Origin of the sequence: Bacillus sp. BP-3 (genome assembly GCF_028401955.1) — a bacterium.
Classification (GTDB): Bacteria; Bacillota; Bacilli; order Bacillales; family Bacillaceae_G; genus Bacillus_A.
The window spans coordinates 33,249-59,670 of the sequence record NZ_JAQOTJ010000018.1; the positions used below are offsets into that span (position 1 = coordinate 33,249).

The following is a 26,422-nucleotide window of genomic DNA, read 5'->3' on the forward strand; positions in this document are numbered from 1 at the left end:
CATGTGGAAAATGTTATTCTACTCAATATCGGAATTATTGAAATTAGAAACCCCTTTTTACTTCTTTATATGGTTTTTTGTACTATTTACAGTTGGCATGTTAAGTGAAATATTAGGAGTAATAGGGGAAAATAAGCCAATTTTAAAATCTCTATTTAAGGCTAGTATAGAATGTTTACTTGGATTAATTATTTGTATCGGTATTGGTATTCTATTATTTCGTATTATTCATTTCATATTCCCGGGTCAAATTGAACCTTATGATGTTGGCTATGGTAGGTGGCTAGCATTTATTGCATTAACCTTATTTTCAGTTATCGGATTTTTAGTGAAGATTACAAAACAAAAAACAAGGATATGGTTGAAACCAGCGGGAGTCATTGTTCAATTTTTCTTGTTTAGTATAAGTGTTTGGGGAGCGATTACTATTTTTCAGCCATCTTTACATATGAGTATGCTAGTCATGTTTATATTTAGCTTTATATTAACTGTATTCCAGTTTCTTGGTTGTTTATACGAGTACCGGTCTTGAATATTTCTAAATAAATGTAAGTGATCCCTTTCATTTAGAAGACAAAGCTTATATGGTGCGTTGAAAGAGGACGGAGAAAATTATTCAAGTGGCAATCGAGTTAGTAGAAGAAAAAGGTATCCTTAAATGGGATACCTTTTGTATATTACTTTTCAATTCTTGCCCATTTAAAGTTTAATGGACCTGCAAAATCAACCTCAACGATACCTTTTACATAAGAGCGCTGTAAATAAGATTTTCCGTTTTGATATAGAGGTGAGATTACCGCATCTTTAAATAAGATTTTTTCTGCTTGTTTTAAAGCTTCCCAGCGTGCTTTTTCATTACCAGCGAGATCTGTTTTTACTTTTTTGATTAAATCATCAAATTCCTTATTAGAATAATGATCTAAGTTGTATGGATTACCGGTTGTGAACAATTCTAAGAATGTAATTGGATCAGCAAAGTCTGGACTCCAGCCATCGATACCAATTTCATAATTGCCTTGTAATAATAAAGTTACTTGTTGCTTACGAGGCTGTGGTTTTAATGTAACTGTTAATCCTTCTAAGTTTTTCTCAAGTTGCTCTTTTAAATACGCTCCTGTTTTCTTTGATAAATCCGTATCGCTTGTTAAAAGTTCTAGTGTAATTTTATCTGGTCCAAGTTCTTGTTTTGCTTGTTTCCATAATTTTTGAGCCTCTTTTGGACTTTCTTTTGTTAAGTCACCATTTTCAGCGCGGAAGTCTTTTCCGTTCGGTCCTTTTGCAAAGTTTTTTGGAATAAGCGAGTAGGCTGGAAGAGAGCCATCATTCAATAGAACATTTACAAAAGCTTTTTTATCGATTGTTTTATCAATAGCTTGGCGAGCATTAATGTTTTGTAGTACTTTATTTTGTTGGTTCATGCGTAAAAATTGTACACCGACAGCTGGTCGTTCTTTAAAATTAGAATCTTTACGGTATTTATCAACTAAATCAGATGTTAAAACAACACGGTCAAGTTGTTTAGATTCGTATAGGTTTACCTCTGTTGATTTCTCTTTCACGATATTAAAGTTAATTTCTCCCAACTTTACAGCATCTTTCTCCCAATAGTTTTGGTTTTTCTTAAATTGGTAGCTTTGTTCATGTTTCCAATTCTCTAATGTAAAGGCCCCATTATAAATTAATGCGTTAGACTCTAAAGCGTACTTCTTGCCTTGTGATTTAAAGAATTCTTCGTTAACAGGCAGGAATGTTGGGAACGCTGTTAAGCTAATAAAGTAAGGCACAGGGCGGTCTAACTCTACTTCCAATGTTTTATCATCAATTGCTTTTACACCTAGTTGATCAAGCGAAAGCTCCTTATTGTTAATCTTTTGCGCATTTTTTATGTCAAAGAATAAGAAAGCATATTCAGAAGCTGTTGCAGGATCAACAGCACGTTGCCAAGCGAATACGAAGTCTTTCGCTGTAACAGGTGTTCCATTGGACCATTTTGAAGCTCGTAAATGAAACGTATATTTTGTTTTATTTGCATTAACATCATGAGATTTCGCGACACCAGGAACAGGTTTGTTTCCTTCTCCAAGGTTATATAAGCCTTCAAATACGTTTCTCATCACTTGCCCAGAATCGGTATCTGTTGCACGCGCCGTATCCATCGTACGAATTTCAGTAGGAGATGCTAAGTTAAGTACTTGTTTATCAGGTGCTTTATCTTTTGCTTTTGCATCGTTCGCGTTATCTTTATTATAGCTACCGCATCCTGTTAATAATAAGCTTGCTCCTAAAACAGATACGACAGCAGGTAAAAATTTCTTTTTCATGTTTTGTTCCTCCCTAAATTGTTTGTTTTTTTGTTGGCCAACAATTATGAGGGAAATAAAAATTCCCTCTTTTCGTATATAAAAAGAGGGAATTGAGTGTTTATAAATGTGCGCACATTTATAAACAAAGTCCCTCATTCTATCTTTCAAGCAAATTGCTTGCAGGAAGTGGCACAGTATTCGCAAGCGAACCTGTTGCCGAGGTTTCACAGGGCCAGTCCCTCCACCTCTCTGGATACAATGAGTAAACATAATAAACAAGTTTTAAATTTTGTGTTGCTTCGATTATTCAAAATACTACCACTGAGATAAAAACATTGTCAATTAGGTTATTAATATTTCAAATTTTCAGTTTAATAAAAAGCAAAGTCATCAAACATCTGCTTAATGACCTTAAATTCCTAAAATTAAATTGCTTTTCCACTAGCTTTTTTATTTGTTGCTTCAATTGCCTCTTGTATCATGTTCATAAAATTATTTTCATATAATACTTTCAAACCTGCTGCAGTTGCGCCGCCGGGTGTTGTCACTTGTTCACGAAGCATAGCAGGATTATTTTCACTTTCTAGCATAGAAGCAGACCCCGTAATCATTTTAATTACGAGATGCTTTGCAGTTATCTCATCGATACCATACCGTTTTGTTGCTTCAATTAAGCTCTCGGCAAAATAGTAGAGAAAGGCAGGAGCACTTCCTGTGACAGCTGTTAGTTGATGAATTTCTTCTTCTGTACATAATTGTGCGTCTCCAATACCTTTTACGAGCATTTGCAAAATTTCAAGATGTTCTTTGCTTACAAAAGAGCCTGCTGTGTATAAAGAAATGGATTTCCCGATTGTAGCAGCTGTATTTGGCATAATCCAAGCAACGGCAGCACCTTTAGGAAGCTTTGGTTCTAAATAAGAAGGTCCAATACCAGCTGCAACTGTTACAATAAACTGATTGCTGACAAGTGGAGAGAGTTCAGTTAACAGTTGTTCATGTGCTTCTGGAGGCATTGCTAATACGATAACATCAACATCTGCCGCATATTGTTTCCAATCTGTTGTTGTAGAAACAGCATACTTTTCACGCAACTCTGTAAGCCTTTCTTGATTTCGTTGATTGGATACGACAATCTCAGCAATGTGCTCTTTACTTGTATGAAGAAGCCCAGCAAAAAGGGCTTCAGCCATACGACCTGCACCAATAAACAGCACTTTTTGTTTCTTTTGCATATTTTTTGATCCTTCCTGTAGGAAATGTATTGCTAAAACGATAACATTGATAAAAGAGAATTGTAAAAAGAAAAGGCTTGTATACAAAAAAATCCTAGTTTCAGAAAGTAGTATTTCCGAAACTAGGATATATCATTAAGCTTTTGCCAAACCAAGTAGAACAGCCCCGCCAATAATTAAAGCACTACCAAGCGCGATAAATACCATTTGACGTTTTGTTTTCTTTTCACCTAAGAAGACAATTGCACCAAACGTTGAGATGACAATCCCTGTTTGAGATAATGAGAAGCTTGTTGCAACACCAACTCGTGGTAAGGAAAGAAGTAAGAATAAGTTTCCTGTTCCCCAAAGTAGACCAGATACGATATTACGAATTGCATATTTGTTAAATGGCTTATGCTTAAATGTCAGTATAACTGCTCCAACAAACATACCAACTGCTTGCGGTAAAATAGCCGCCCAGCCATCAATGTTGTACCAACGAATAATAATTACATACCCAAAATAACCGAAAGTTGAAACAATTAAAGTGAGTAACCCTTTTTTCAATTGTCCTGGTGGTTGTGCATTTTCTTTATCATCTAAAGAAGTAAATACAACACCGATTACGATGAAAAGAATTGCAATCGTTCCCATAATAATTGTAGTAGTAGTTGTCCACTCGTGAAATGCAATAACCCCAAAGATAGAAGTAGCTACAAGCTGCATACCTGTTGAAATGGTAACAGTTGTTGAGACGCCTATTGATTGAACAGTTTTTAATTGATTGACTTGTCCTAAAGCCCAAAATAAACCAGAAATAAAGCCAACAATTAATATAGTTAAAGATAGTGCCGGTGTTGTAAATGCATACATAATTGTTGCGAAGAATAGAGCACCAATTGTCATACCGACCGTTTGGCTATATGCACCGCCACCCATTTTTACACTTACTAATAAAACGTTTCCCCATGCTAATGCAGGAAGAAGTGCTAATAAAATGTCCATTACAAGACTCCCTTCTTGTTATAGCAATAAAATATATGTAGTTCTAATGATTGGTAATTTTCCACTTAAGAAGTGATCGTTAAAACGATGAAGTAGTGATGTTTATAAGGAGAACGCAGTCATTATATAAACGCGTTTTCATATCTCCTTTTTTGGCACCTTCATATAATAACAGGAAAGAGTCTTTTTTAGAAAGTAAATTCAAATAGAATGTATATTTCTATGAATATGAAAATTGTAATAGTTTATGTGGAAATTTGAAGATATAATACATTATAATAATTTGGATTTTTTATCCATTTAAATTGATGTAGTAGGGGGAAAATAGAATATAAAGGGGATGTAAGCTGTGGAAGGTTATGTATTGCAAGAACAGAAAACAAATAAGATTCAAGTGGTAAGAGCAGATATAAGTCATGTCGAAGGGATTGCCAAGGTTTGTACAGATGGATGGCTAGCAACATATGAAGGTTTGCATAGTCAGGAATATATTGATCGTGTCATTGAAGAATACTATAATCATGAGCGTATTCATAAAGAAGTACTGACGAATAAGGAAAATTGGTATGGATGGTTCGTCGCATTGGAAAACGAGAAAGTTGTTGGAGCAATTGGGGGAGGCACAACAGGTGAAAAGTGTGGAGAAATCTTTGTCCTATATTTAGATCCGAATCGAAGAAGAGAAGGAATCGGGACATTGTTGGTAGATTATTTTACAGAAATTCAAAAAGAAAAGGGGATTGTAGAGCAGTGGGTGTCGGTTGCCGAGGGGAATGAAAAAGGAATTCCCTTTTATGAAGCAAAAGGATTTGTAAAACAATCTGAACGCCCGAGTCAGGGAAGTACAGAAGAAGAACCGTCTGTAGCTTACCGGTATTGCCGAAATATATAGCAAAATAGCCTCTGCTAAAGAGGCTATTTTACATTTGCATGTTCCTTTTGTTCGTAGTGCACAATCTGATTATTGTGGAAAATAGAAGTATGGTCATATACGCCTTCTTCTTGTAAAACCGTGGGTAAAAAGTGCTTTGTTAAAGTGTTTGTTCCTCTATTTTCTTTAGATAAAATCCAAGAAATGTGTTTCCAGTCTAAAATTCCTTCAGCTACTTTTTTCGGAGTGTGATAAGAAATATGAGCTGGGAAGGTAGCGGTAAAAAGGTACAATCCACTGGAATTTGTATTGTCAGTTGTCCATGATAATGTTCCTTTATACATGACTTCTTTCTCCGTTAAATGTAGTCCTGTCTCTTCCTCAATCTCACGTAGAATGCATGCCATTGGCGTTTCCGTTTCTATCATTTTTCCACCAACACCATTCCACAAGCCTTGTAGCGGTGCTTTTTCCCGATTTAGCATTAGTATTTCATCGCCGTTTCGGATAAAACAAAGTGTTTGGTTATACATATAATTCCCCCTTATTTTCTATAATTCTACATAAACGTCTAATTTCCATTTCATTTCGCGGGAAATAATATAAAAAACAGTAGCTTTGTCGAAAGCTACTGTTAGAAAGAAATTACCTTTTTATTGATAAATTGAATGAGTAATAAAAAGACAATTGACATACCGACAGTTGTAAGAACGAGTGCCCAGGCAAGCGGCATGTTACTTGCATCAATTGCCATATAAATTGCGGTTGGAATCGTTTGTGTTTTACCGGGAATATTACCAGCGAACATAAGCGTTGCACCAAATTCTCCTAGAGCGCGGACGAAACTTAAAATCATTCCGCCTAATAGAGAAGGGAACGCGAGTGGTAATGTTACGTGTAAGAACACTTGCATTTCATTTGCTCCAAGATCTCTAGCTCCGTCTTCAATTTGTTCATTGGCAATGATAAACCCTGTTTTTGCTGACTGGTACATAAGCGGAAATGCAACTACAGTTGCAGCAATCACAGCAGCCCAAGATGTAAACATAATCGATTGTTGAAACAAGGTTTCGATCCACTGACCGATGGGACTGTTTTTTCCAAAAATAATAATGAGGAAAAATCCAATTACTGTAGGCGGAAGTACCATCGGCAGTAGAAAAATGGTTTCTAATAAAATTTTATAGCGCTTCGAGGATCGAGCTAAAATACGCCCAATTATCGTTCCGAACACCATCACAATGATCGTAGAAAGTGCAGCAACTTTTAGTGAAAGAATGATAGGTGACCAAAATATATCAAATATCATAGCTACAATTACAGCACTGTAAAACCATATTTTTTAAAGGTGGCTATAGCGTCTTTAGACTGTAAATATTCATAAAAAGCAGTTGCCTCTTTTTTATGTTTCGTTGCTTTTACAATACCTAATGGATAACGGATTGGTTCGTGTGAATTTGCCTGTGCTGTAGTAGCAATTTTTACTTTCTTTGAAATAAGGGCGTCTGTTTTATAAACAATCCCTGCATTAACGTTTCCTGTTTCTACGTATGTTAGTACTTGGCGCACATCTTTTGTGTATACGATTTTATTTTGAAGGTCGTTCCAAAGATTTAAATGAGTAAGCGCCTCTTTTGCGTATTTTCCAGCTGGAACAGATTCAGGTGTACCTAATGCGATTTTTGTTACTTGCTCATCTTTTAACGATTTAAAACCTTTTAGATTACTATCTTTAGGAACAACTAATACTAGCTCATTGCCGAGTAGATTTTTCCCTTCTTTCTGATCAATAAGTCCTTTCGTTACGAGCGTTTGAAATTTATCTTCTGCGGCAGAGAAGAATAAATCAACGGGAGCTCCTTGTTCAATTTGCTGTTGAAGCTTGCCAGAACCGTCGAAGTTAAATGAGAGCTTTATATTTGGTTCTTTCTTTTCATATTGTGTTTGAATCTCTTTTAATGCATCTTGTAAACTAGCTGCTGCAGAAATGGTAAGTTCAACTTTTTCTTCTTTAGCAGTGGTTTTTTCTTGTTTATTTGTGCCTGTACATCCCGTACTGATTACGAGAAGGAGTGTGAATAAAATACTGCAAATAAAACGAAATATGTACTTGTTCATCTTCATTTCTCCCTTCTTTTATCCCGAGTTTAATTATAACTAAATATAATCAATTATAAATAGTTATATTTAGTTATGTTGTGATTTTTCTCACGATAGTGAAAATAAATAGAAGCAAAACTGCTATTTTTGTTACAATGAAGGCAGAAAGCGAGGAATCGGTTTATGGATCATCATTCCTACACAACAGAAGAAGTAGCGAAGCGTTTAAAAGTATCAAAATTAACGGTTTATGATTTGATTAAAAAAGGTGAATTACCCTCTTATCGAGTTGGTAGGCAAATGCGTGTTGATGCAAGTGATTTAGAGCAATATATTACAGAGATGAAAACAGGAAAAGTACAGGCAGTTTCTTTATCTATGCAAGTAATGAAGCCGCCTAGCAAATCTGATTCTTGTATTATTAGTGGACAAGATTTATCTTTGGATATGTTAACGAAACATTTAGAGAGTCGTTTGAAAGCTTCTAATATATTGCGGGCATATCAAGGGAGTTTGACAAGTTTGGTTCAGATGTATCAAGGAAAAGGAGACATTGTTAGTCTTCATTTGTTCGATGGGGATACGGGAGAATACAACATTCCGTATGTAAAACGAATTTTAGTCGGACAGCCTTGTGTTGTTATGAATTTATTATCAAGAACATCAGGTTTTTATGTACAAAAGGGAAATCCGAAACAAGTGCAGACATGGAATGATTTATGTAATACATCCATTCAATTTGTAAATAGGGAAAGAGGATCAGGTATTCGTGTTCTTGTCGATGAACAATTGCGTATAAATGGAATATCGAAAATGGACATTTGTGGCTATGAGTGGGAAGAATCAAATCATATTGGTGTTGCTTCTCAAGTTGCAAATGGAAAAGCAGATGTAGGAGTAGGGACGGAAAAAGTAGCGCAAATTGTAAATATAGATTTTGTTCCGCTTATACAAGAACGTTATGATTTAGTAATTTTAAAAACAGAAGAAAACATTGAGTTGATTAAAACAGTAAAAGAGGTATTACTGTCTCCTGAATTTCAAAATGAACTGCGTGCTATTGGTGGTTATGAGATAAGTAAAACGGGTCAAATTATATATGAAACAAATTAAAAAGTGCTGCTTGTAGAATTACAAGCAGCACTTTTAATATAAAGGGGGGAGTGGATTTTCATACAAGGACATGTGCAAGTGCATAAATAACTACTGTAAGAAGAGCTGCACCGCTTACAAGTCCCATGTAATCAAATTTGTTAAAACTAATTTGGTTTTCCATTATAATCTCTCCTTACTTATGTAATGCAGTACAACAACTTTTTTATCGATAAGGGGGATAACACGAGTCGCATCGTAGTTGCGACCCTTGTTTAGTATGTGAGTGCCTTTTCGCTGTGTTTTTGTTGTCCTGTTTCTGTTTTTAGTATATGGCAGGTGAAAGGGAGTAACTATCGAATTAGCTTACAGTAGGATTACAGTTTTGTAAGAAAAGATTTTGAAAATTGTCACTTAATTTTATTACCAACTATTAATACTTAGTGTTATAATTAATGATAAATAATACAGTTATAAAAAATTAAATTGTAGAGGGGAACAGATCGAATGTATACATTCATTGTAAGGGTGTTGAAATATATATTTAAAACATTTGGAAAAGTAGAAGTATATGGAAAAGAAAAATTACCGCAAAGCGGAGCATATGTAGTAGCTTGTACTCATAGAAGTTGGATGGATGTTGTCATGTTAGCGACGGGAATGTTACCAACGAAAATTTACTATATGGCTAAAAAGGAATTGTTTGAAAGTAAATTTGGGAATTGGTTTTTTAATGGGGTAAATGCGTTTCCGGTTGATCGTGCAAATCCAGGACCGAGTACGCTGAAAATTCCATCTAGGTTATTAAAAGAAGGAAAAGTTGTGGGGATTTTTCCGAGCGGAACGAGATCGGCAGAAGCGACTTCCCTGAAAGCTGGTGCTGTTACAATTGCCTTTCGTTCTAATGTTCCGTTAGTTCCGGCTGCATACGTTGGACCTAGCAGTTTAAAAGAATTGTTTCGTGGAAAAAAGGCGCAATTAATTTTTGGTGATCCGATTCAAGTGGAGCAGTCAGCGCAAATGGATCGTAAAGAAGTGATGCGATTGATGACAGAAAAATTAAATGAGACGTTTACACAGTTAAAGGAAACGTTGCAAGAAGATAAAGTGAAACTTTAATCAGTGGGGGGCTTCATCACCCGCTGATTACTAGCCCTCACCAATCGGGCGCATGCCAGCAGTTTATCTCCCGCCTAACTTCTTAAGAAAAGCGGAAGCGGCTCGCTCAGAATCGCAGGACGCCCACGCACCCGACAGAGAGGCGCTTTTTGCTTCGTATGAGGGGGCGAAACTCTAGCCGCTAGAGCTGGACAATGCTTTCGCTTAGCTTTGAGGTGGAAGTATTACTGCCCGCGAATAACGGGATAGAAGAGCATAATGGTAACAGGAAAAGACGACCTGGCATAGAAGGTCGTCTTTTCAAATTTATCTATATAAGGGTAAAGGGGACACAAAATTATATAAGAATTACTGTGGCAACGTAAATGAATGCTGTAAGAAGAGCCGCACTACTGGCAAGTTGAGCATAATCAAATTTGTTAAAAGTAATTTGGTTCTCCACTATAATCTCTCCTTACCTGTTTCATGTAGTAGAAACAGGTTTTTTTATTTGTTGCTGTCCTGTTTCTGATTTCATTGTACGAAATCAGGGCCGTTTGAACCATCGAGTTAGCTTACAGAAAGCTTACATTTTTGTAAGAGAAGTGTAAGGCAGTTCAATGGCATGTGTAACCTTTCTTTTTTAAACTGAAAGAAGGGTTACGTATAAAATGCAAGGGAGGAAACCAAAATGGAAAGAATACGGAAACGTGTATTTTGGGGGGGACTTGCTAGTATTGCTATCGTTGTCTTACTATTACCAACAAAGCTCGGTCCAGTAATTGATAGATATAATCCGTTTTATCAAACGAAAGCGTATTATACAGTTGTAAAAGGTATTGGTCAACATATTGGAGATGGCTGGTATGAATATGAGTTTATTGGATATGATGAAGATGGACGGGAACAGAAGATTACAAAAACGATTCAGAAAATGTTAAAACAAAATGAACCGTTAGAAATCATTGCAAAAGGCCGTTATGCTGAGAGATTAGTTGAAATAGATAAAGAAGATATTCCATTCAATGTGAGAGGAAAGCTTTTAACAATACAATAGAAAGACGTATGACAATATTGTAAGGTACGTGTAATGTAATTCGATAGTTGCGGTCGCGAGTATGACCTATAATAAAAGCAGAAAGAACGAAATACATCTTTCTGTCTGAATCAATAATGTGATGAAAAGGATTAACAACCAACTAAATGTGGGTCTCATCTCAAAGGAGGTGAGACTATTTTTCTACCTTACAAAAATGTAAGATTTACGTAAGCAAATTCAATGGCTCTTTTGTCATATTTCTCTCATAATGAAAATAGATATAAAAGTTAGGGAGATTATAGAAGGGAGACAGGTGAGATGCAAAAAGAAGAAGTAGTTAAGTTTCCGTTAGTAGAGTGTTTTAGCTACTTTGGCGTTGCGATTGTATGTATTGGGATTTTTGATATAATTACAAATTTAATTGTTTAATAAATAGATGAACAAGAAGGCGAGCCTTCTTGTTTTTTTATTATATATATTTTTTAGAAAGTTGTACTATATAAATACAAGTTGATGATATAAAAACCTTTTCTTTTGAGGTGGACGAGAGCAACTGGCTGTGCATAGAAAAGGCTTATATGTTGAAAAATGAATCTATATACACTGCCAAGAAAAGGTGATAAAAATGAAATGGATTGATAGTCATATACATTTGGATCAATATAAAAAAGAAGAGCAATTCCAGTTAATTGAAGATGTACAAAAGACGAAGGAAATAGCAGGACTGATTGCGGTGTCAATGAATTATCATTCTTGTCAGCAAACATTAGAGTTATCAAAGAATTATCCATTTATATATCCTGCTCTGGGGTATCATCCCGAACAAAAGGTTGATTTTAAGCAATGCGAAAAAATTTGTAAATTAATTGATAAAGAAGCACATCGTATCGCGGCGATTGGAGAAGTTGGTTTGCCTTATTATTTACGTCAAGAAAATCAGGCGCTGTTGCTAGAGCCATATCTTGAAATGCTAGAAAGATTTGTACATATGGCTCAAAAGTATAATTTACCAATTATATTACATGCTGTATACGATGATGCGGAGGTTGTTTGTGATGTACTTGAATCTTATCGAATACAGCGCGCTCATTTTCATTGGTTTAAGGGAAGTCAACAAACGATGGAGAGAATGATCGAGAATGGGTATTATATTTCGGTCACTCCTGACATTGTATATAAAGAAAAAATTAAAGATATTGCTGCTTTTTATCCGTTATCACATCTTATGGTCGAAACGGATGGACCGTGGAAATTTATTGATGAAATGACGCATCCCAGTATGATTTTGCAAGTGTTAAAAAGTGTGAGTGAAATAAAAGGGCTATCGCTGGAAGATACAACGGAAGTTATCTATAAAAATACAGTTCAATTTTATAATTTATAAGTATATGCATATAAATTAAAAAACGACATAAAACCCCTTTCTTTTTTATGGGAAGACGAGAGCGTCTGGACGTGCATAGGAGCGGCCAGGGCCTTTTCTTGCCACATGCAAGGTTTTCAAACAAAGGGAGAAAGCCAGTAGCGGTTATGATGTATTCTACATAGTAGCGAGTTATATGTCGAAACATTAAAACGGACTTATATAGAAGATTGTTTAAACTAGTTTCAATGATTGATAGAGAAATATTACATTTTTATATTTGTTTCGTATCTTCTGTATCACAAAATCAGGCTTAAGAAGGATGTTGAAGCTGTATATTCTTGGTATGATAGATAATGAAGCAGTTGTATATACGTAATGCTGAAAGGGGACAAATTTCAGCGGAAGTAGAGGTAATATACATGAAGAAATTCTTTATAGGATTCTTAGTTGTTTTTGGAGTATATATGTTTTTTCGAGGCGAATCAGAAGGTGCAGGAAAACCTGTAAGCCAAACGAGTTATGTTAATTCAGAAGAAGCAAAACAGGCGAAACAAATTATTAGTGAAGAGGCTAAGAAATATAATCTCCCAGAATGGATACCTCTTACAATTGCCGAGCATGAGAGTCGTTTCAATCCAAGGGCTGTTGGAGATCGTGGAACATCGTTTGGGTTGTTTCAATTGCACCGGGGTGGTGGACTTGCTCCTGAGAATGTAACAGATGAGGAGCTGAAAGATCCGCGCAAAAATGCTGAAATTGCTATGCCTCATTTGGCAAAAGGGTATAAAAGAGGTATGGAAAAGGGATTAACAGAATTTGAGTTACTTAAATATGTGGCGAACACATCTGGTTGGCCTGGTAATCTCGGAACAGAGTGGACGGATAAAAATATGAAATATAATATTGGATTAGAGAATGTATATTATCAAAATAAAGGCATTATGAAAGAGTAGGTTACGTGATAACCTACTCTATTTTTCTGTAAAATATGTTTCTAGCTGTTCTTTTACTGCTTGTAATTGTGTAGAAACTTGAGGGATGTTATAGCCAACGTATAGCGGTGAAACGACAAACCGCGGAACAATCTTACACATAATGTTTCCATCTAAACTATAAAAGAACATGTTATAACTATTACATTGTTTATGAAAATCGTGTAATACGTAGCATACTGTTCTTTGAATATAATCAGCCATTAGGTCAATTTGAGCTGTATTTTCTATTAGAATGTTAAACTCAGTAAAACCGATAATGGGATGAGTAGAAATATTTAGTTCAATGCCGTGTTCTTTGCTTACAACAATTCCTTTGAAGTGTTCGGTTCTTACGTTTTGTCGATAGTCAACTTGTTCCATACCGATAATTTGCATATGTGCATGGTGGATTGTTCCTCCTGATAGAGGCCCATGGTTTTTATATAAAATAACAGATTGGAACTTTCCGCTTTGCTCTAACGATAACCAGTGCCCAACTGAAAATCGGATAAGCTTTCGCATATGCTCTTTTGTATAGGTTGCAATATGATCATGACAATTATCGGTTTCGATAATGACTGTTTGTAAAGTATTTTGTAATGTTGGATATTTATTTTTTAGCCAAATGATTGTTTCATCTGTTTCTAAAATATTGCTTAGTTGTGTGTGATCGCAAAATGGGCAAGCTGATTCTTTATTTTGCATGCTGTTTGGTTTTTGTTGACTAATCTGATTTACAAAGTAAAGCTGTTGTTGTGTCTCCATTTTTTCCCCCCCTGTAGCTGTATGTATATGAGAAATTATCTTGTATTCGGAGTGTTGTTAAGAAATACTTGAAAAGGTTCTGCATATTTTGTTGGTGTAAATTCAATTATTTCGTAACGAGCGACGTTATGTATATAAAATGGATCTTCCGCTATAATTGCGTCTGCCTCTTGTTTCGATACGGTATTTATTAAAATGATTCCACCAACGCGAGGATTGCGGCGGCCTGAAAATATAAATTTATTTAGGTCGTAGTATTTATCTAAAAATTGAATGTGCTCCCCTAGATAATGCTCTACAACTTCAAGTGGTTGGGTATAATTTACCATTGCTAAAAACATATTTATCCCCCTATTTGTCATATTCCAACTAGTACATATTCGTGAAAAGTCATTTTAAATCCTTTATATTGGAATTAGGAAAAAATTAGAAGGATCGACAGCTAGTTTAGATTCGGAATCAGGAGAAAAAATACAAAAAGCTTTGGTGAATGTATTGTTACATAAGACAACGTTTGTCGTTGCACATCGCTTATCGACAATCTTACAAGCAGATCAAATTCTTGTATTAGAGGATGGGTATGTTACAGGTGTAGGTACACATGAAGAACTGATGGACAACCATACATATTACAAAAAAATTGTCCAACAGCAATTTACCATGGGGCAAAATAAAGACAAGATACCCTGCCTAATTTAGGATATCTCGTCTTTATTGTTTTCGTCACCTTTTCATACATTATTAATTTCATCAACGATTGGCTTTGCATCAACTAAAATGTGAATAACGGTTTTTACAATATCGATCATCTGATATTCCTCCTTTTAATTTTGGACCATAGCTGCCTTTTATGTATGAATATGTCATTTACATTATTTTCAGAAAAATGACTATCCAAACGTGTTTTGGGGGAGTATAATGAAAAGGTAAGTATAAAATTCCGTACGAAAGAGGTGAAAGAGATGAATCGTTCTATAGTTATGCGCACGCAATTTTTAGATTTTATCTACATTTGTCGTGTAATTTTTCATCGTGTAGTTGCTAACGGGATACGTATGCCCTTTTTTAGCAATTTCATAATAACTATTGAACGATAGAAGTCTCTTCACCCATTTTATAGAAACGTGTGAAAAGGGAACTATGGTGGTTCTCTTTTCTATTTTGAAATAAAAGCTGTGGGTAAGGTTCTTTACTCATGGCTTTTTTACGTTGAAAGGAGTACGGAAAAGATGATGATTTGTAGTGTAAACAATATAGCGAAGACGTTTGGTGGAAATAGAATATTTGAGAATATATCATTTGAAATAAAGAAAGGCGAACGCGTTGGTTTAGTTGGCCGAAACGGCAGCGGGAAAACAACAATTTTTCAACTGTTAACGGGAATTGAACATGTGGATTGCGGTGCGATTCATATGAAGAAAGGTACGCAGATTGGTCATGTTGCCCAAATTCCGAGGTTTGCGGAAGAAATGACTGTATATGATGTATTACGTTCTGCATTTGCGAAAGAGCAAGCATTAGAAAGAAAAATGAGAGAACTTGAACAGAAGATGGCCATAAGCGTTACGGAAAAAATGATGGCGGAGTACGGAGAAATACAGGAGCAGTTTTCGTTTCTAGGTGGTTATGAAATGGAAGCGAATATGATGAAAGTAGCCAATGGACTGCAAGTGACGGAATTATTTTCACGCGATTTTAGGGGGCTAAGCGGCGGTGAACAGACGAAAGTGTGTCTTGCATATATGCTCCTTAAAAAGCCGGACTTATTGCTTCTAGATGAACCGACAAACCATTTAGATTTATTCGCAGTAGAATGGCTTGAGCAATTTTTAAAGGAATATGATGGGACAGTAGTTGTAATTTCACATGATCGTTACTTCTTGGATGAAGTCGTAACAAAGATTTTTGATTTAGAAGATGGGGAAGTACATGTATACCATACAAACTATTCACAGTTTGTAAAGGAGAAAGAAGAAAGATTATTACAAGAGTTTCAAGCATATCAAGAGCAGCAAAAGAAAATAAAGAAAATGAAGGAAGCTATTAAAAGGCTTAGGGAATGGGCCAATCAAGCGAATCCGCCAAACGAGGGATTGCATAAACGTGCCCGCAATATGGAACGCGCTCTAGAGAGAATGGAAAAACTGAAGAAACCAATTTTAGAGCATAAGCAAATGGGCCTTCAATTTGAAGGACAAGAACGAAGCGGGAAAGACGTTGTGATTATGAAAGAAGTGGGAAAGAATTTTGATGAACGTGTTTTATTTCAAAATGTAGAATTACATGTTCGTTTTCAAGAGCGTGTTGCGATTGTGGGACGGAACGGTACAGGAAAGACAACGTTATTGAAATTATTATTACAAGAAATGAATCCAGATATAGGTGAAGTTCGTATTGGTAGCGGAGTAAAGCTCGGCTATTTGTCTCAACATATGAATGTGAACAGTAAACAAACGGTATTAGAAATGTTTAGGGAGCAGGTAGCGGTAACTGAAGGAGAAGCCCGTCATATACTGGCTCGCTTTCTATTCTACGGACCAGCTGTATTTAAAAAGGTGAATCAATTAAGCGGGGGTGAACGAATGCGTTTACGATTGGCCCAGCTCATGCATCAAGATATTAACTTTTTTGTACTCGATGAACCGACAAATCACCTTGATATTGAATCGAGAGAAGTATTAGAAGAAGCACTTGAACAGTATAATGGAACGATTTTAGCGGTTTCTCATGACCGTTACTTCTTAAATAAATTGTTCCCTAAAACGTATTGGATTGATAATCAAACAGCGTATGGATTTGTTGGAAATTACGCTTGGGCACGTGAAAAGTGGCAAGAAAAAAGAGAAACAGAACAACGAAGCTTTGTGAAAAAGGAACGAGTAGCAGCTGTGCCGAAGCCTATAAATAAGGAGATTATCGATCTGGAAGAGCAACTTATGAATGTGGAGCAAAGTATATATGAGATAGACTGCAAAATGGCTAAAATGAAAAATGTTGCAGAATTAGAGAAGTTGCATCATGAAAAAGAGGAAAAAGAATTGTTAAGAACAAAATTATATGAGGATTTAGAGAATGATATAGATATGTAGAACTAAAAAGCTGGTGGATACCAGCTTTTTAAATTGTGTATGTATCTTATATATAAATTCATTTAAGTCATCGCTTTGTTGTTGTATTACACGTGACCCGTTTAATTTTTAGATGTTGATTCTTTTTTTGTAGAAAATAACCACATGAAAAATTCATAAAATACTACAAAAAATACTGATTGTATAATATTCTCGATCCATTTAAATTGATTATAATTATAATAATCAAATAAAACAAAAATAATATAGAGGGGAATTAATAAAATTAAAGGTCTTTTAAGTTTTAGACTCATAAGGTATCATTCTCCTTTACATATTAGCCACAACTCCACTTTACCATAAAATACTTATAGTTTCTGTATATTGGAATTTTAGTGTGGCATTCCCATTTTTGAAAAGATAGTTTGATAATTCGGATTTTTGCGTTTCTGAAAAGGAGGGATATAAAGAGGGAAAGAATATGGAGTCTGTATATTTTGTTTGAATACGGGAGGAAACTTTATGCTAGGATATGCCCGGCTACTTACGATTGTGCTCATTTGTGTTGTATATGCACTGCATATTCCACATGGAGAACTAGCCTTGCAATTATTTGTTGGTGCTGCCTGTTTGATTTATTTGGGAAATCATTGTTTACTTATGACGTCATATAGCGGAGAACGGCGAATATTTTTTATATTGTTATCGAACGGGATTGTAACAGCTATATTTGGATTCTTATTTCCAAAAGTAGATTTATATTTAATTTTGTTCGGTGTAGATGCGGTAACTTTATTTATTAACATTCAATCGAAAGTGATAGCCCGTTTTTTTATAGGATTTTTCTTTATCTGTTGGTTTGCTATTTTAATATATTCATATCAATATTTTGGAGCGTTTGAAATTTGGGGCAATATTATTTCTTTTATGTTCGTTGTATTTAGTGCTCTTACTGGAGGACTAATTAAAAAATTAACGCTAGCTCGCCAAACGGTAGATGAACAGTATGAAAAGTTGACTTCATCGCATGAAGCGCTTCAAGAAGCACATGAGCAATTACAGCTATATGCAAAAGAGGTGGAAGAATTAACGGCAGTGAAAGAACGCAATGATATTGCGCGTGAAATTCATGATACGGTTGGTCATAATATGACGGCATTGCTTGTTCAACTGCAACTTGCTGAGGAGTTATGGAAACAAAAATCAAATCAGACTGAGGCAGTTCTGCAAACATGTCACCAGTTAGCAAGGAAATCGTTACAAGAGGTAAGAGCATCTGTTCGAACTTTGAAAGAAGAAGAGAATATGGGGGATTTAGTCGGTAATATTAGACGGATGCTAGGTGAATTTTCGAATGCAACAAATGTGAGAACGACATTTAAATTGCAAGGTGATCCAGTCATCATTCCATTGTCACTACATCCAACAATATTGCGTATTATGCAGGAGTCATTAACAAATGCAAAGCGTCATGGTAAGGCAACTACATGTGAGATCGTGCTTTCATGCTTGGATGGAAAAGTACACATCTCTATTTCTGATGATGGAGCAGGCGTAAATGAGGTGCATCCCGGCTTTGGACTTATTAATATGAAAGAACGTGTAGAAGAACGCGGAGGAATGATTCTGTTTGAAAGTGAAAAAGAGAAGGGATTTCAATTAAACGTAGAGTTCCCACTAAGAGAAAAGACGTGGGTGATAGGGGGAACGGTATGATTCGAATTATGATTGTTGATGATCAGTCGTTAGTTCGCGATGGATTAGCGATGTTATTAAATTTACGCCCAGAACTTGAAGTGGTTGGAACTGCAAGTGATGGAGAAGAAGCTGTACAAAATGCCGAACAGTTTCAGCCTGAAATCATTTTAATGGATATCCGTATGCCGCGTGCAAACGGTGTAGAAGGAACACGTTTAATAAGGGAGCGATTTCCTCATATAAAAGTACTGATGTTGACGACGTTTAATGATAGTGAACTTATTTTTGAAGCACTTGAACAAGGGGCAAGCGGTTATTTATTAAAAGACATGGCGACAGATACAATTGTGCAAGCAATCTTGACTGTACATGCAGGAGGAGTTGTACTCCCTCAAGATATGACTGCTGAAATTGTGAAAGAATTGAAGAGAGCGAAAGTAGATAGTATTGCCGAGCAACATGCTCCAAAACAAATAGAGCAGTTAACAGAACGGGAAGTGGAAGTGTTGCGGGAATTAGGATATGGATTAAATAATAAAGAAATCGCGGAGAAATTATTTATTACAGAAGGAACGGTAAAAAATCATGTCTCCAATATTATTAGTAAATTGGAGCTTCGCGACCGAACGCAAGCAGCTATTTTTGCTGTGAGGTACGGTGTGACAGCTTACATATGACTTTTGGCATAGATAAGTATGAAAAAGCAGCAGATGATGCTGCTTTTTTATTATGTATTTTCTATCTAAAGAGCGATGGAAGGATGAGGGGATTCTTTTACAATCAGAATGAGATTACATTAAAGGGGTTGAATCGACATGTTAGTCGTAGATCATATTACAAAATCCTTTGGAAAAAAAGAAGTTGTAAAAGGTGTGTCATTTTCGATTGAAAAAGGAGAAACATTTGGATTACTTGGTCCAAATGGTGCAGGGAAATCAACAACAATTTCAATGATTTGTGGGCTCTTTCCATATGATAGCGGGGATATACGCGTTGATGGAAAGTCTGTGAAAGAGCATCCGTTGGAGACGAAACAAAAAATTGGTGTTGTTCCGCAAGATATTGCTTTATATCCGACACTTTCGGCGAAAGAGAATTTAATTTTCTGGGGGAAAATGTACGGACTTAGCGGAGCGGCAGCAAAGAAACGTGCGGATGAAGTGCTAGCATATGTTGGTTTAGAAGACCGTGCGAAAGATAAGATTGAAACATTTTCAGGCGGTATGAAGCGCCGTGTAAATATTGGTGCAGCACTTATGCATGAACCTGAACTATTAATTATGGATGAACCGACAGTTGGAATTGACCCGCAATCACGGAATCATATTTTAGAAACAGTGAAAAAGTTAAATGAAAAGGGAATGACAGTTATTTATACGAGTCATTACATGGAGGAAGTCGAATATTTATGTGAGCGCATTGCGATTGTAGATCATGGAAAAGTGATTGCGCTTGGAACGAAAAGCGAACTATGTACTCGTCTTGCAGATGGTTTCATGGTGAAGCTACAGGTTAATCGTTACGATCAAGAATTATTGCAGAAATTACAAGCACTTCCTGTTGTAGAGCGTATTGTAACGGATGAGGATTCGAATACGATTGATATTGCTCTAACACATAGTGATGCAGTTGGTATGGTCGTTTCAGAGATTGTTGGAAATCGTGTGCAAATTGCAAAGCTTGAAGTACAAGAACCGAATTTAGAAGCACTTTTTTTACAACTAACTGGTCGTTCACTTCGTGATTAAGGAGGAAAGAATATGAAAAGTTTTGTTATCGCATGGAAAGATTTTAAGATACGTTTTACAGATCGGCGTGGTTTCATAATGATGTTACTTATGCCGCTTTTATTAACAGCTATTTTAGGGTCAGCTTTAAGTGCGGCCCTAGATGAAGGTGGATTACCGAAAACGGTAATTGGATACTATCAAGAAGATGAAGATACGGTTGCTACTATGTTTCGAACAAATGTATTAGAGGCAAAAGAAATAAAAGATGATGTGAAGGTCGAGAAAGTTTCGTCGCGAGCCGACTTAGAAAAGATGTTGAAAGAGAAGAAGGTTGATGTAGGGATTATACTGCCGAAGCAGTGGAGTGAACATATACAAGAAGGAAAACTAAAAGAAGTTGAACTGCTTACTGATCCTGCCAAAGACATACAAGCAAAAATTGCCGATTCATTCATTCAGTCTTTTGCTGAACGAGCGCAAACGGTAGCTTTTGCTACAAAGAGCGTAGTAACGGACCTGGCGCAATCTCAACAAGGAAATGTGCAAGAAGTAGCAAAGAATATGGGAACCGATCTACCAGCCATTGCAACTTCAAGTGAAAATGGAATTAAAACAGGCACAATTGGTAAGAAAACAGTTGTAGCTATGCAGTATTATGCTGCAGCGATGTTAGTTATGTTTCTTCTATATAACGTAACTGTTGGTGCAAAATCAATTGTAGGGGAACAAAGAACAGAAACGTTGGCAAGGTTGTTAACGACACCGACAAGTTCTTATTCTGTTTTGTTAGGTAAATTCTTCGGAACATTACTATTCGCATGTATTCAATTTGGCGTATTTGTCATTGCAACCCATTATGTATTCGGTGTGAATTGGGGGGATGACATTGCACAGCTTATTGCAGTGGGAGTTTCCTATGCAATTTGTGTGTCGGGATTATCAATGCTGATTGCTGCATTTATTCGAGATGAAAAAACGGCTGATGTTATAGGCGGGATTGGTATTCAACTGTTAGCGATATTAGGCGGTTCTATGTTACCAATTTATGCATTTCCAGATGCGCTGCAAAAGGTTGCTAATATTGCACCAAATAAATGGGCGCTTACGAGTTTCCTAGATATTATGTCAGGGACGTCTTGGAATACGTTACTACCAATTATTTTAAGTTTATCTAGTGCTGGCATACTTTCCGTTATCATTGGAACATTACAGTTACGTACTAGATAGGAGGAGAGAGCAGTGAAAAAAATTTGGGCGATTTGTTCACTAGAGCTAAAGCAAATATTGATGAAGCCGCAAAATTATCTTCTGATGTTAGGTATGCCAATTATTTTTACGTTAATTTTTGGCGGACTTCTAGGTGGAAGTAGTAATGATAAGGTGAAAATTATTTTGGTTGATGAAGATCAATCAAAATTGTCAGCTTCTTATTATGAATCATTAACGCATAGCGATCTTGTGAGTGTGGAAAAAGGATCATATGAAGAAGCAAAGAAGAAAATTAAAAATAAAAAAGCCTCTGGTATTGTAACAATTGGGAAAGACTTTCAAAAGCAAATGTTAGATGGAAAAAGTGATAAAGTTCTATTTCAATCTAGTGCTGATTTTACAGGCGGTGCTTCTGTAGAACACGTGCTACAAAATACACTAAAAAAAATGGAAGTAGAAGTAAAAGGAGCAAATGTATGGAGTCAAAATAGCGGAAAGTCTTGGGAGACAATGTACGAAACCATTCATACGAAAGCAGAGCCTGTTCAAATTCAAAAAGAATCTATCGTAACAGGAAAGAAAACGATTAATGGTGTATCAGCTAGAGCGGCAGGATTTTCAATTTTATTTGTAATGATTGTTATGCTCAGTAGCACAGGAACGATTTTAAAAGCAAAGCAAATGGGAGTATGGCATCGTTTGTTGGAAACACCTGTTACAAGAGCGCAAGTATTAGCTGGTTATATTCTCTCATTCTTTTTAATTGGTTGGTTTCAATTTGGAGCACTTATGATATTAACGAATCTATTATTTGATGTACAGTGGGGAAATGCGTTAGGAATTATTGTACTTGTTTCGGTGCTATTACTTGCTGTTATTGGGCTAGCTTTATTGTTAGCGAGTGTTGTGAAAACGACAGAGCAACAATCGGCATTAGGAAATATCATCATTATTTCGACCTGTATGATTAGCGGACTGTATTGGCCAATTGAAATAGAACCGGAGTTTATGCAAAAGATTGCAAACTTTGTCCCGCAAACGTGGGCAATGCGTGGTTTTACAGAATTGATTGCGGGAGGAGGAGGACTGGCAGATATAACAGGATATATTGGAGTGTTACTTCTATTTGCCGGTATCTTCTTTGCCATCGGTTTAACAAGAATACGTTATGATTGAAAAAAAGAAAGCAGAATTTACAGCTTTGCACGCTGAATTCTGCTTTCTTTTTCTTGTACTTCTGTTGGCCTAAGTGAAATGATAATTGCAATCCCGAACATGAAGATGCACACTGAAAAGAGGACGAACGTCGGGAAGAATGGGAATAAGAGTAATGCTCCTAATATGACGAGCATTAAACAAATATAGTTCAAGACATATAGGAATAACTTGTCCATGTTTTTTCCCCTTTATTAGGAATCTCTGCTATTATCGTATGCTCGGTTTACAAAAAGTAGAATAGATTTTCTAATATTTTAAAATTACCTTTTAAGAGGAGAGACCAGAGCATCTAGCTGTGCATAGAAGCGAGTTATATGTTGAAAAATAAAACTTATATACTTGTAAGGAAGAAGTACCCGAAATTTCATCGATGTACAGAAAATGAAAAAGAAGATAACCACACTATACATAGTCGGTGGTTATCTTCTTTTCTATTTTTATCAACCTTGTATTGTTTTAGGTAAAATATGTTGTTCGATGGCATAAGCTACACCATTCTTATCATTTGTCGCTGTTACGATATCACATAGTTGTTTGACATCATCCTCTGCATTTCCCATTGCAATCGACAAACCTGCTACTTCTAACATTGGTACATCATTAAAATTATCTCCAATGGCAATTGTATCTTGTAAAGGGATATGAAAGTATTTTGCCATTTCCTGCAATCCGTTGCCTTTATGCCCATGTTCGTCCATGATTTCTAAGTTTGTTGGAGCAGATGCAGTCACCATTACTGCTTTATCTTTTTTTAATAATTGTAGCAATTGTGTACGATTCGTTTTATTGAATGTAAGGATGAAGAATTTTGAAATTTCAATAGTTGAATCGGATATTACATCTTCGATACTTTGGAATGTTGTAATTAAGTTAGCCTTTAGTTGTTTTTCGGTAATTCGTTCAATTTCTTCAATTGTAATGTCAAGAGACTCTTTGTTTAGTTGAAAAGATTTCGTAACTTGCTCTTTCCAATTATATGGTGCATACACACCTTTGTTTGTATAGAGTTTATACGGAAACTCCTCCGCTTCGAGCTGCTTGGCAATTTCATATACTTTTTCTTTTTTCAAAGTACGTGAGTGAATGACCTTTCCATCAGCGTATACTATTGCCCCGTTACTAGCTCCTAGTGGAAGGGATAATTGATATTGCTCAAGTAGTTTTAAAATATCTTCTTTAGCTCTGCCGGAACAAATCATAACGATGTGTCCTGCTTCTTCAGCATCTCGGATTGCTTTTAAATTTTCATTGGAAATTTCTAGATTGGATGATAATAGTGTGCCATCCATATCAAGTGCGATTAATTTCAAAATGATCACCTCTTTGTTTCCATCATACTATATATATACAAGTTAAAACACCGACATAAAAACCTTCTTTCTTTTTAAGAGGGTGGGGACGAGAGCATTTGGCCGCGCATAGAAACGATCAATGCTTGTGCAATGTTTAAAACAAAAGGAGAAAGCGAGTAGCAATCATGTAGTATTCTGCATAGTAGCGACTTATATGTCGAAACTATTACACATATATTAGAAAGTAATAATAGTATTAAAGATTCCTAAAAAAATTTGTAATAAATTCATAGAGCTATTGCTTAAATAAAACAGTTATGTTACATTAATGTTACAAACGTTACAGTTAATGTTTCGATGTAACGTTAATATAAAAACTTTGAATAAATTATTTCTTGAAGATGACATAAATTTAAATTACATATAAATACTTATAAAAAAGGAGAATGAGAACAATGGAAAACAAAGAAGTATTACAACTAACAAAAACAGATTTACTAGGATCAGCAGGAGCGGCAGCGGCATTAACGGCATTCATCGTATTTCTATCAAGTGTTTTGGTTTAATTTGTAGAAAACGAGCAGGATATATACATCTTATAAAAGGAGAATGAGAACAATGGAAAACAAAGAAGTATTACAACTAACAAAAACGGACTTATTAGGATCAGCAGGAGCAGCAGCGGCATTAACAGCATTCATCGTATTTCTATCAAGTGTCTTAGTGTAAATCATAGCAATTTTGTATAGAAAGTAGAGCGGAAAACTATTACAAAATGCAAGTTACATATAGAAATCTATTAAAGGGAGAATGAGAATAATGGAAAATAGAGAAGTATTACAATTAACAAAAATGGACTTATTAGGATCAGCAGGAGTAGCAATGGCCTTAACAGCATTGATTATGTTTCTATCAAGTGCTTTAGTATAATTTGAACGTGAAAGAAAAGAAGGACTTCGAAAACCGAAGTTCTTTTTTTTTCGCTATTAATAGGGAAAACGTTACTTCGTATGGGATAGATAGAAAAAAGTCGAATTTTCTATGTGAGAAAAAGGAAGGTATTTGACGGAAAAGATAGAAAATTTAAAATTGACAAATAAGTTGTGGTGCAATTTGTTTTTTCGATTGTATTTGGAAGCGTTTACGGTTTTGGGAGAAGGTATTTAAAATTTATATTGTAGGGGGATGAGGAAGTTATGAAACAAAAGTCTATGGATACTTTAGCGGCACAGATGGAGGATTTTTTCCCAGTACGTGATGTTGATCATCTAGAATTTTATGTTGGTAATGCAAAACAAACGAGTTATTACCTTGCGAGAGCATTTGGATTCAACATTGCTGCATATTCTGGTTTAGAAACAGGAAATCGAGATAAAGTATCTTACGTACTTGTACAAAAAAATATGCGTTTTGTTGTGTCAGGTGCTTTAAATACAAATAGCCGCATTGCCGAGTTTGTAAAACAGCACGGTGATGGTGTAAAAGATGTGGCACTTCTAGTAGAAGATGTAGAGAAAGCATATACAGAAGCTGTAAAGCGTGGTGCAGTTGCGATTGCTCCGCCAGAAGAGCTATCTGATGAACATGGAACTCTTAAAAAGGCGGTCATTGGCACATACGGTGATACGATTCATACACTTGTAGAAAGAAAAAATTATAAAGGTGCGTTTATGCCAGGATATGAACCATTTACATCAATTGTTCCAGTAGAAGAAACAGGTTTAGTAGCTGTTGATCATGTTGTTGGAAATGTGGAAAAAATGGAGGAATGGGTAAGTTATTATGAAAATGTAATGGGCTTTAAACAAATGATTCATTTTGACGATGATGATATTAGTACGGAGTATTCTGCGTTAATGTCGAAAGTAATGACAAATGGAAGCCGGATTAAGTTTCCAATCAATGAACCAGCAGAAGGAAAAAGAAAATCACAAATTCAAGAGTATTTAGAGTTCTATAACGGAGCTGGTGTACAACATCTTGCATTATTAACGAATGATATTGTGAAAACCGTTTCTGCGCTACGTGCAAATGGCGTCGAATTTTTAGATACGCCAGATACGTATTACGAAGAGTTAACAGCGCGTGTTGGTCAAATTGATGAAGAGATTGAAAAATTAAAAGAACTAAAAATTCTTGTGGATCGTGATGATGAAGGGTATCTATTACAAATTTTCACGAAGCCAATTGTGGATCGTCCAACCTTATTTATTGAGATTATTCAGCGTAAAGGATCAAGAGGATTTGGTGAAGGTAATTTTAAAGCATTATTCGAATCGATTGAAAGAGAACAGGCGCGTCGCGGAAATCTGTAAAGTAAAAATTCTACTGTCTGTTAGAGCGGGATAATGGTGAGGAGAGATGCTCCTTCCTCCCG

The 26,422-nt window shown here is 35.8% G+C and carries 31 protein-coding genes and 1 riboswitch; of the genes, 19 read left to right on the forward strand and 12 right to left on the reverse strand.

What is annotated here, in order from left to right; genetic code table 11:
- Nucleotide 1 precedes the first annotated feature (1 nt).
- Nucleotides 2-532, forward strand: a complete 531-nt coding sequence (locus PLX19_RS21460; protein ID WP_272190908.1) for a DUF5823 family protein — start codon at nt 2-4, stop codon at nt 530-532.
- Between the two features lie 145 nt (nt 533-677).
- On the opposite strand, the gene PLX19_RS21465 is transcribed toward PLX19_RS21460, so the two are convergent.
- The 3 genes from PLX19_RS21465 to PLX19_RS21475 form a co-directional block, all read right to left on the reverse strand.
- Nucleotides 678-2,321: a peptide ABC transporter substrate-binding protein gene (locus PLX19_RS21465; RefSeq protein WP_272190909.1), complete on the reverse strand. Its 1,644-nt coding sequence runs from the start codon at nt 2,319-2,321 to the stop codon at nt 678-680.
- 136 nt (nt 2,322-2,457) lie between these two features.
- Nucleotides 2,458-2,563, reverse strand: a riboswitch (SAM riboswitch).
- Between the two features lie 165 nt (nt 2,564-2,728).
- Nucleotides 2,729-3,538, reverse strand: coding sequence for a pyrroline-5-carboxylate reductase (gene proC, locus PLX19_RS21470; protein ID WP_272190910.1), 810 nt, complete (start codon nt 3,536-3,538; stop codon nt 2,729-2,731).
- 135 nt (nt 3,539-3,673) lie between these two features.
- Nucleotides 3,674-4,525 carry a GRP family sugar transporter gene (locus tag PLX19_RS21475; RefSeq protein WP_272190911.1) on the reverse strand — a complete coding sequence of 284 codons (852 nt, stop codon included), beginning with the start codon at nt 4,523-4,525 and terminating at the stop codon, nt 3,674-3,676.
- A 349-nt stretch (nt 4,526-4,874) separates the two neighbouring features.
- Here PLX19_RS21475 and PLX19_RS21480 point away from each other — a divergent pair, with 349 nt between their 5' ends.
- Entirely contained in the window at nt 4,875-5,417 is a 543-nt protein-coding gene (locus PLX19_RS21480) for a GNAT family N-acetyltransferase (RefSeq protein ID WP_272190912.1), read from the forward strand.
- A gap of 23 nt (nt 5,418-5,440) precedes the next feature.
- Here PLX19_RS21480 and PLX19_RS21485 read toward each other — a convergent pair whose 3' ends face one another.
- From PLX19_RS21485 to modA, 3 genes are all read right to left on the reverse strand, one after another.
- Nucleotides 5,441-5,929, reverse strand: coding sequence for an NUDIX hydrolase (locus PLX19_RS21485; protein ID WP_272190914.1), 489 nt, complete (start codon nt 5,927-5,929; stop codon nt 5,441-5,443).
- 101 nt (nt 5,930-6,030) lie between these two features.
- The gene (gene modB / locus PLX19_RS21490; RefSeq protein WP_272190915.1) at nt 6,031-6,705 is read right to left on the reverse strand and encodes a molybdate ABC transporter permease subunit; all 675 of its coding nucleotides are present in this window, start codon (nt 6,703-6,705) and stop codon (nt 6,031-6,033) included.
- Nucleotides 6,706-6,713: 8 nt separating this feature from the next.
- Nucleotides 6,714-7,514, reverse strand: a complete 801-nt coding sequence (modA, locus tag PLX19_RS21495) for a molybdate ABC transporter substrate-binding protein (protein WP_272190916.1) — start codon at nt 7,512-7,514, stop codon at nt 6,714-6,716.
- A gap of 165 nt (nt 7,515-7,679) precedes the next feature.
- Between modA and PLX19_RS21500 the strand changes: the two genes are divergently transcribed.
- Nucleotides 7,680-8,609, forward strand: coding sequence for a helix-turn-helix transcriptional regulator (locus PLX19_RS21500; protein WP_272190917.1), 930 nt, complete (start codon nt 7,680-7,682; stop codon nt 8,607-8,609).
- A 58-nt stretch (nt 8,610-8,667) separates the two neighbouring features.
- Here PLX19_RS21500 and PLX19_RS21505 read toward each other — a convergent pair whose 3' ends face one another.
- A complete protein-coding gene (locus tag PLX19_RS21505) occupies nt 8,668-8,772 on the reverse strand; it encodes a DUF3948 family protein (RefSeq protein WP_272190918.1) in 105 nt (34 codons plus the stop codon).
- A 323-nt stretch (nt 8,773-9,095) separates the two neighbouring features.
- Between PLX19_RS21505 and PLX19_RS21510 the strand changes: the two genes are divergently transcribed.
- Nucleotides 9,096-9,707: a lysophospholipid acyltransferase family protein gene (locus PLX19_RS21510; RefSeq protein ID WP_272190919.1), complete on the forward strand. Its 612-nt coding sequence runs from the start codon at nt 9,096-9,098 to the stop codon at nt 9,705-9,707.
- A 337-nt stretch (nt 9,708-10,044) separates the two neighbouring features.
- On the opposite strand, the gene PLX19_RS21515 is transcribed toward PLX19_RS21510, so the two are convergent.
- Complete coding sequence (locus PLX19_RS21515; protein ID WP_272190920.1) at nt 10,045-10,149, reverse strand: DUF3948 family protein; 105 nt, start codon at nt 10,147-10,149, stop codon at nt 10,045-10,047.
- A gap of 237 nt (nt 10,150-10,386) precedes the next feature.
- Here PLX19_RS21515 and PLX19_RS21520 point away from each other — a divergent pair, with 237 nt between their 5' ends.
- The 3 genes from PLX19_RS21520 (at nt 10,387) to PLX19_RS21530 (ending at nt 13,044) form a co-directional block, all read left to right on the forward strand.
- On the forward strand, nt 10,387-10,743 hold the full coding sequence (locus tag PLX19_RS21520; RefSeq protein ID WP_272190957.1) for a YxeA family protein: 357 nt from the start codon (nt 10,387-10,389) through the stop codon (nt 10,741-10,743).
- 607 nt (nt 10,744-11,350) lie between these two features.
- Nucleotides 11,351-12,109, forward strand: a complete 759-nt coding sequence (locus PLX19_RS21525) for a TatD family hydrolase (RefSeq protein WP_272190921.1) — start codon at nt 11,351-11,353, stop codon at nt 12,107-12,109.
- A gap of 401 nt (nt 12,110-12,510) precedes the next feature.
- Entirely contained in the window at nt 12,511-13,044 is a 534-nt protein-coding gene (locus PLX19_RS21530) for a transglycosylase SLT domain-containing protein (RefSeq protein WP_272190922.1), read from the forward strand.
- A gap of 18 nt (nt 13,045-13,062) precedes the next feature.
- Here the strand turns inward: PLX19_RS21530 and PLX19_RS21535 are convergent, their stop codons facing one another.
- Nucleotides 13,063-13,830 (reverse strand): DUF4931 domain-containing protein, encoded by a 768-nt coding sequence (locus PLX19_RS21535; RefSeq protein WP_272190923.1) that lies wholly within the window; start codon nt 13,828-13,830, stop codon nt 13,063-13,065.
- A gap of 35 nt (nt 13,831-13,865) precedes the next feature.
- Nucleotides 13,866-14,171: a YciI family protein gene (locus PLX19_RS21540; RefSeq protein ID WP_272190924.1), complete on the reverse strand. Its 306-nt coding sequence runs from the start codon at nt 14,169-14,171 to the stop codon at nt 13,866-13,868.
- A 145-nt stretch (nt 14,172-14,316) separates the two neighbouring features.
- On the opposite strand from PLX19_RS21540, the gene PLX19_RS21545 reads away from it, so the two are divergent.
- The 8 genes from PLX19_RS21545 to PLX19_RS21575 all read left to right on the forward strand — a co-directional run bounded on the left by PLX19_RS21545 (nt 14,317) and on the right by PLX19_RS21575 (nt 22,711).
- Complete coding sequence (locus PLX19_RS21545; RefSeq protein ID WP_272190925.1) at nt 14,317-14,529, forward strand: hypothetical protein; 213 nt, start codon at nt 14,317-14,319, stop codon at nt 14,527-14,529.
- 281 nt (nt 14,530-14,810) lie between these two features.
- Nucleotides 14,811-14,927 (forward strand): RAxF-45 family protein, encoded by a 117-nt coding sequence (locus PLX19_RS26075; protein ID WP_442869082.1) that lies wholly within the window; start codon nt 14,811-14,813, stop codon nt 14,925-14,927.
- A 132-nt stretch (nt 14,928-15,059) separates the two neighbouring features.
- Nucleotides 15,060-16,919, forward strand: a complete 1,860-nt coding sequence (abc-f, locus tag PLX19_RS21550; RefSeq protein WP_442869078.1) for a ribosomal protection-like ABC-F family protein — start codon at nt 15,060-15,062, stop codon at nt 16,917-16,919.
- Between the two features lie 501 nt (nt 16,920-17,420).
- Nucleotides 17,421-18,614 (forward strand): sensor histidine kinase, encoded by a 1,194-nt coding sequence (locus tag PLX19_RS21555; protein ID WP_272190927.1) that lies wholly within the window; start codon nt 17,421-17,423, stop codon nt 18,612-18,614.
- A complete protein-coding gene (locus tag PLX19_RS21560; protein WP_272190928.1) occupies nt 18,611-19,273 on the forward strand; it encodes a response regulator in 663 nt (220 codons plus the stop codon). Before PLX19_RS21555 ends, PLX19_RS21560 begins: the two co-directional genes overlap by 4 nt.
- Before the next feature lie 138 nt (nt 19,274-19,411).
- Complete coding sequence (locus PLX19_RS21565; protein WP_272190929.1) at nt 19,412-20,344, forward strand: ABC transporter ATP-binding protein; 933 nt, start codon at nt 19,412-19,414, stop codon at nt 20,342-20,344.
- Nucleotides 20,345-20,356: 12 nt separating this feature from the next.
- Nucleotides 20,357-21,553, forward strand: a complete 1,197-nt coding sequence (locus tag PLX19_RS21570; RefSeq protein WP_272190930.1) for an ABC transporter permease — start codon at nt 20,357-20,359, stop codon at nt 21,551-21,553.
- A gap of 12 nt (nt 21,554-21,565) precedes the next feature.
- Nucleotides 21,566-22,711 carry an ABC transporter permease gene (locus tag PLX19_RS21575; RefSeq protein WP_272190931.1) on the forward strand — a complete coding sequence of 382 codons (1,146 nt, stop codon included), beginning with the start codon at nt 21,566-21,568 and terminating at the stop codon, nt 22,709-22,711.
- 17 nt (nt 22,712-22,728) lie between these two features.
- Here the strand turns inward: PLX19_RS21575 and PLX19_RS21580 are convergent, their stop codons facing one another.
- Together PLX19_RS21580 and PLX19_RS21585 are read right to left on the reverse strand one after the other, a co-directional pair.
- The gene (locus PLX19_RS21580; RefSeq protein WP_272190933.1) at nt 22,729-22,929 is read right to left on the reverse strand and encodes a hypothetical protein; all 201 of its coding nucleotides are present in this window, start codon (nt 22,927-22,929) and stop codon (nt 22,729-22,731) included.
- A gap of 264 nt (nt 22,930-23,193) precedes the next feature.
- On the reverse strand, nt 23,194-24,063 hold the full coding sequence (locus PLX19_RS21585) for a Cof-type HAD-IIB family hydrolase (protein ID WP_442869079.1): 870 nt from the start codon (nt 24,061-24,063) through the stop codon (nt 23,194-23,196).
- 437 nt (nt 24,064-24,500) lie between these two features.
- On the opposite strand from PLX19_RS21585, the gene PLX19_RS21590 reads away from it, so the two are divergent.
- From PLX19_RS21590 to hppD, 4 genes are all read left to right on the forward strand, one after another.
- A complete protein-coding gene (locus tag PLX19_RS21590) occupies nt 24,501-24,611 on the forward strand; it encodes a DUF3948 family protein (RefSeq protein ID WP_272190936.1) in 111 nt (36 codons plus the stop codon).
- 52 nt (nt 24,612-24,663) lie between these two features.
- Complete coding sequence (locus PLX19_RS21595; protein ID WP_272190936.1) at nt 24,664-24,774, forward strand: DUF3948 family protein; 111 nt, start codon at nt 24,664-24,666, stop codon at nt 24,772-24,774.
- A gap of 90 nt (nt 24,775-24,864) precedes the next feature.
- A complete protein-coding gene (locus tag PLX19_RS21600) occupies nt 24,865-24,975 on the forward strand; it encodes a DUF3948 family protein (protein ID WP_272190937.1) in 111 nt (36 codons plus the stop codon).
- Between the two features lie 266 nt (nt 24,976-25,241).
- On the forward strand, nt 25,242-26,360 hold the full coding sequence (gene hppD, locus PLX19_RS21605; RefSeq protein ID WP_272190938.1) for a 4-hydroxyphenylpyruvate dioxygenase: 1,119 nt from the start codon (nt 25,242-25,244) through the stop codon (nt 26,358-26,360).
- The last annotated feature ends 62 nt before the right edge of the window (nt 26,361-26,422 follow it).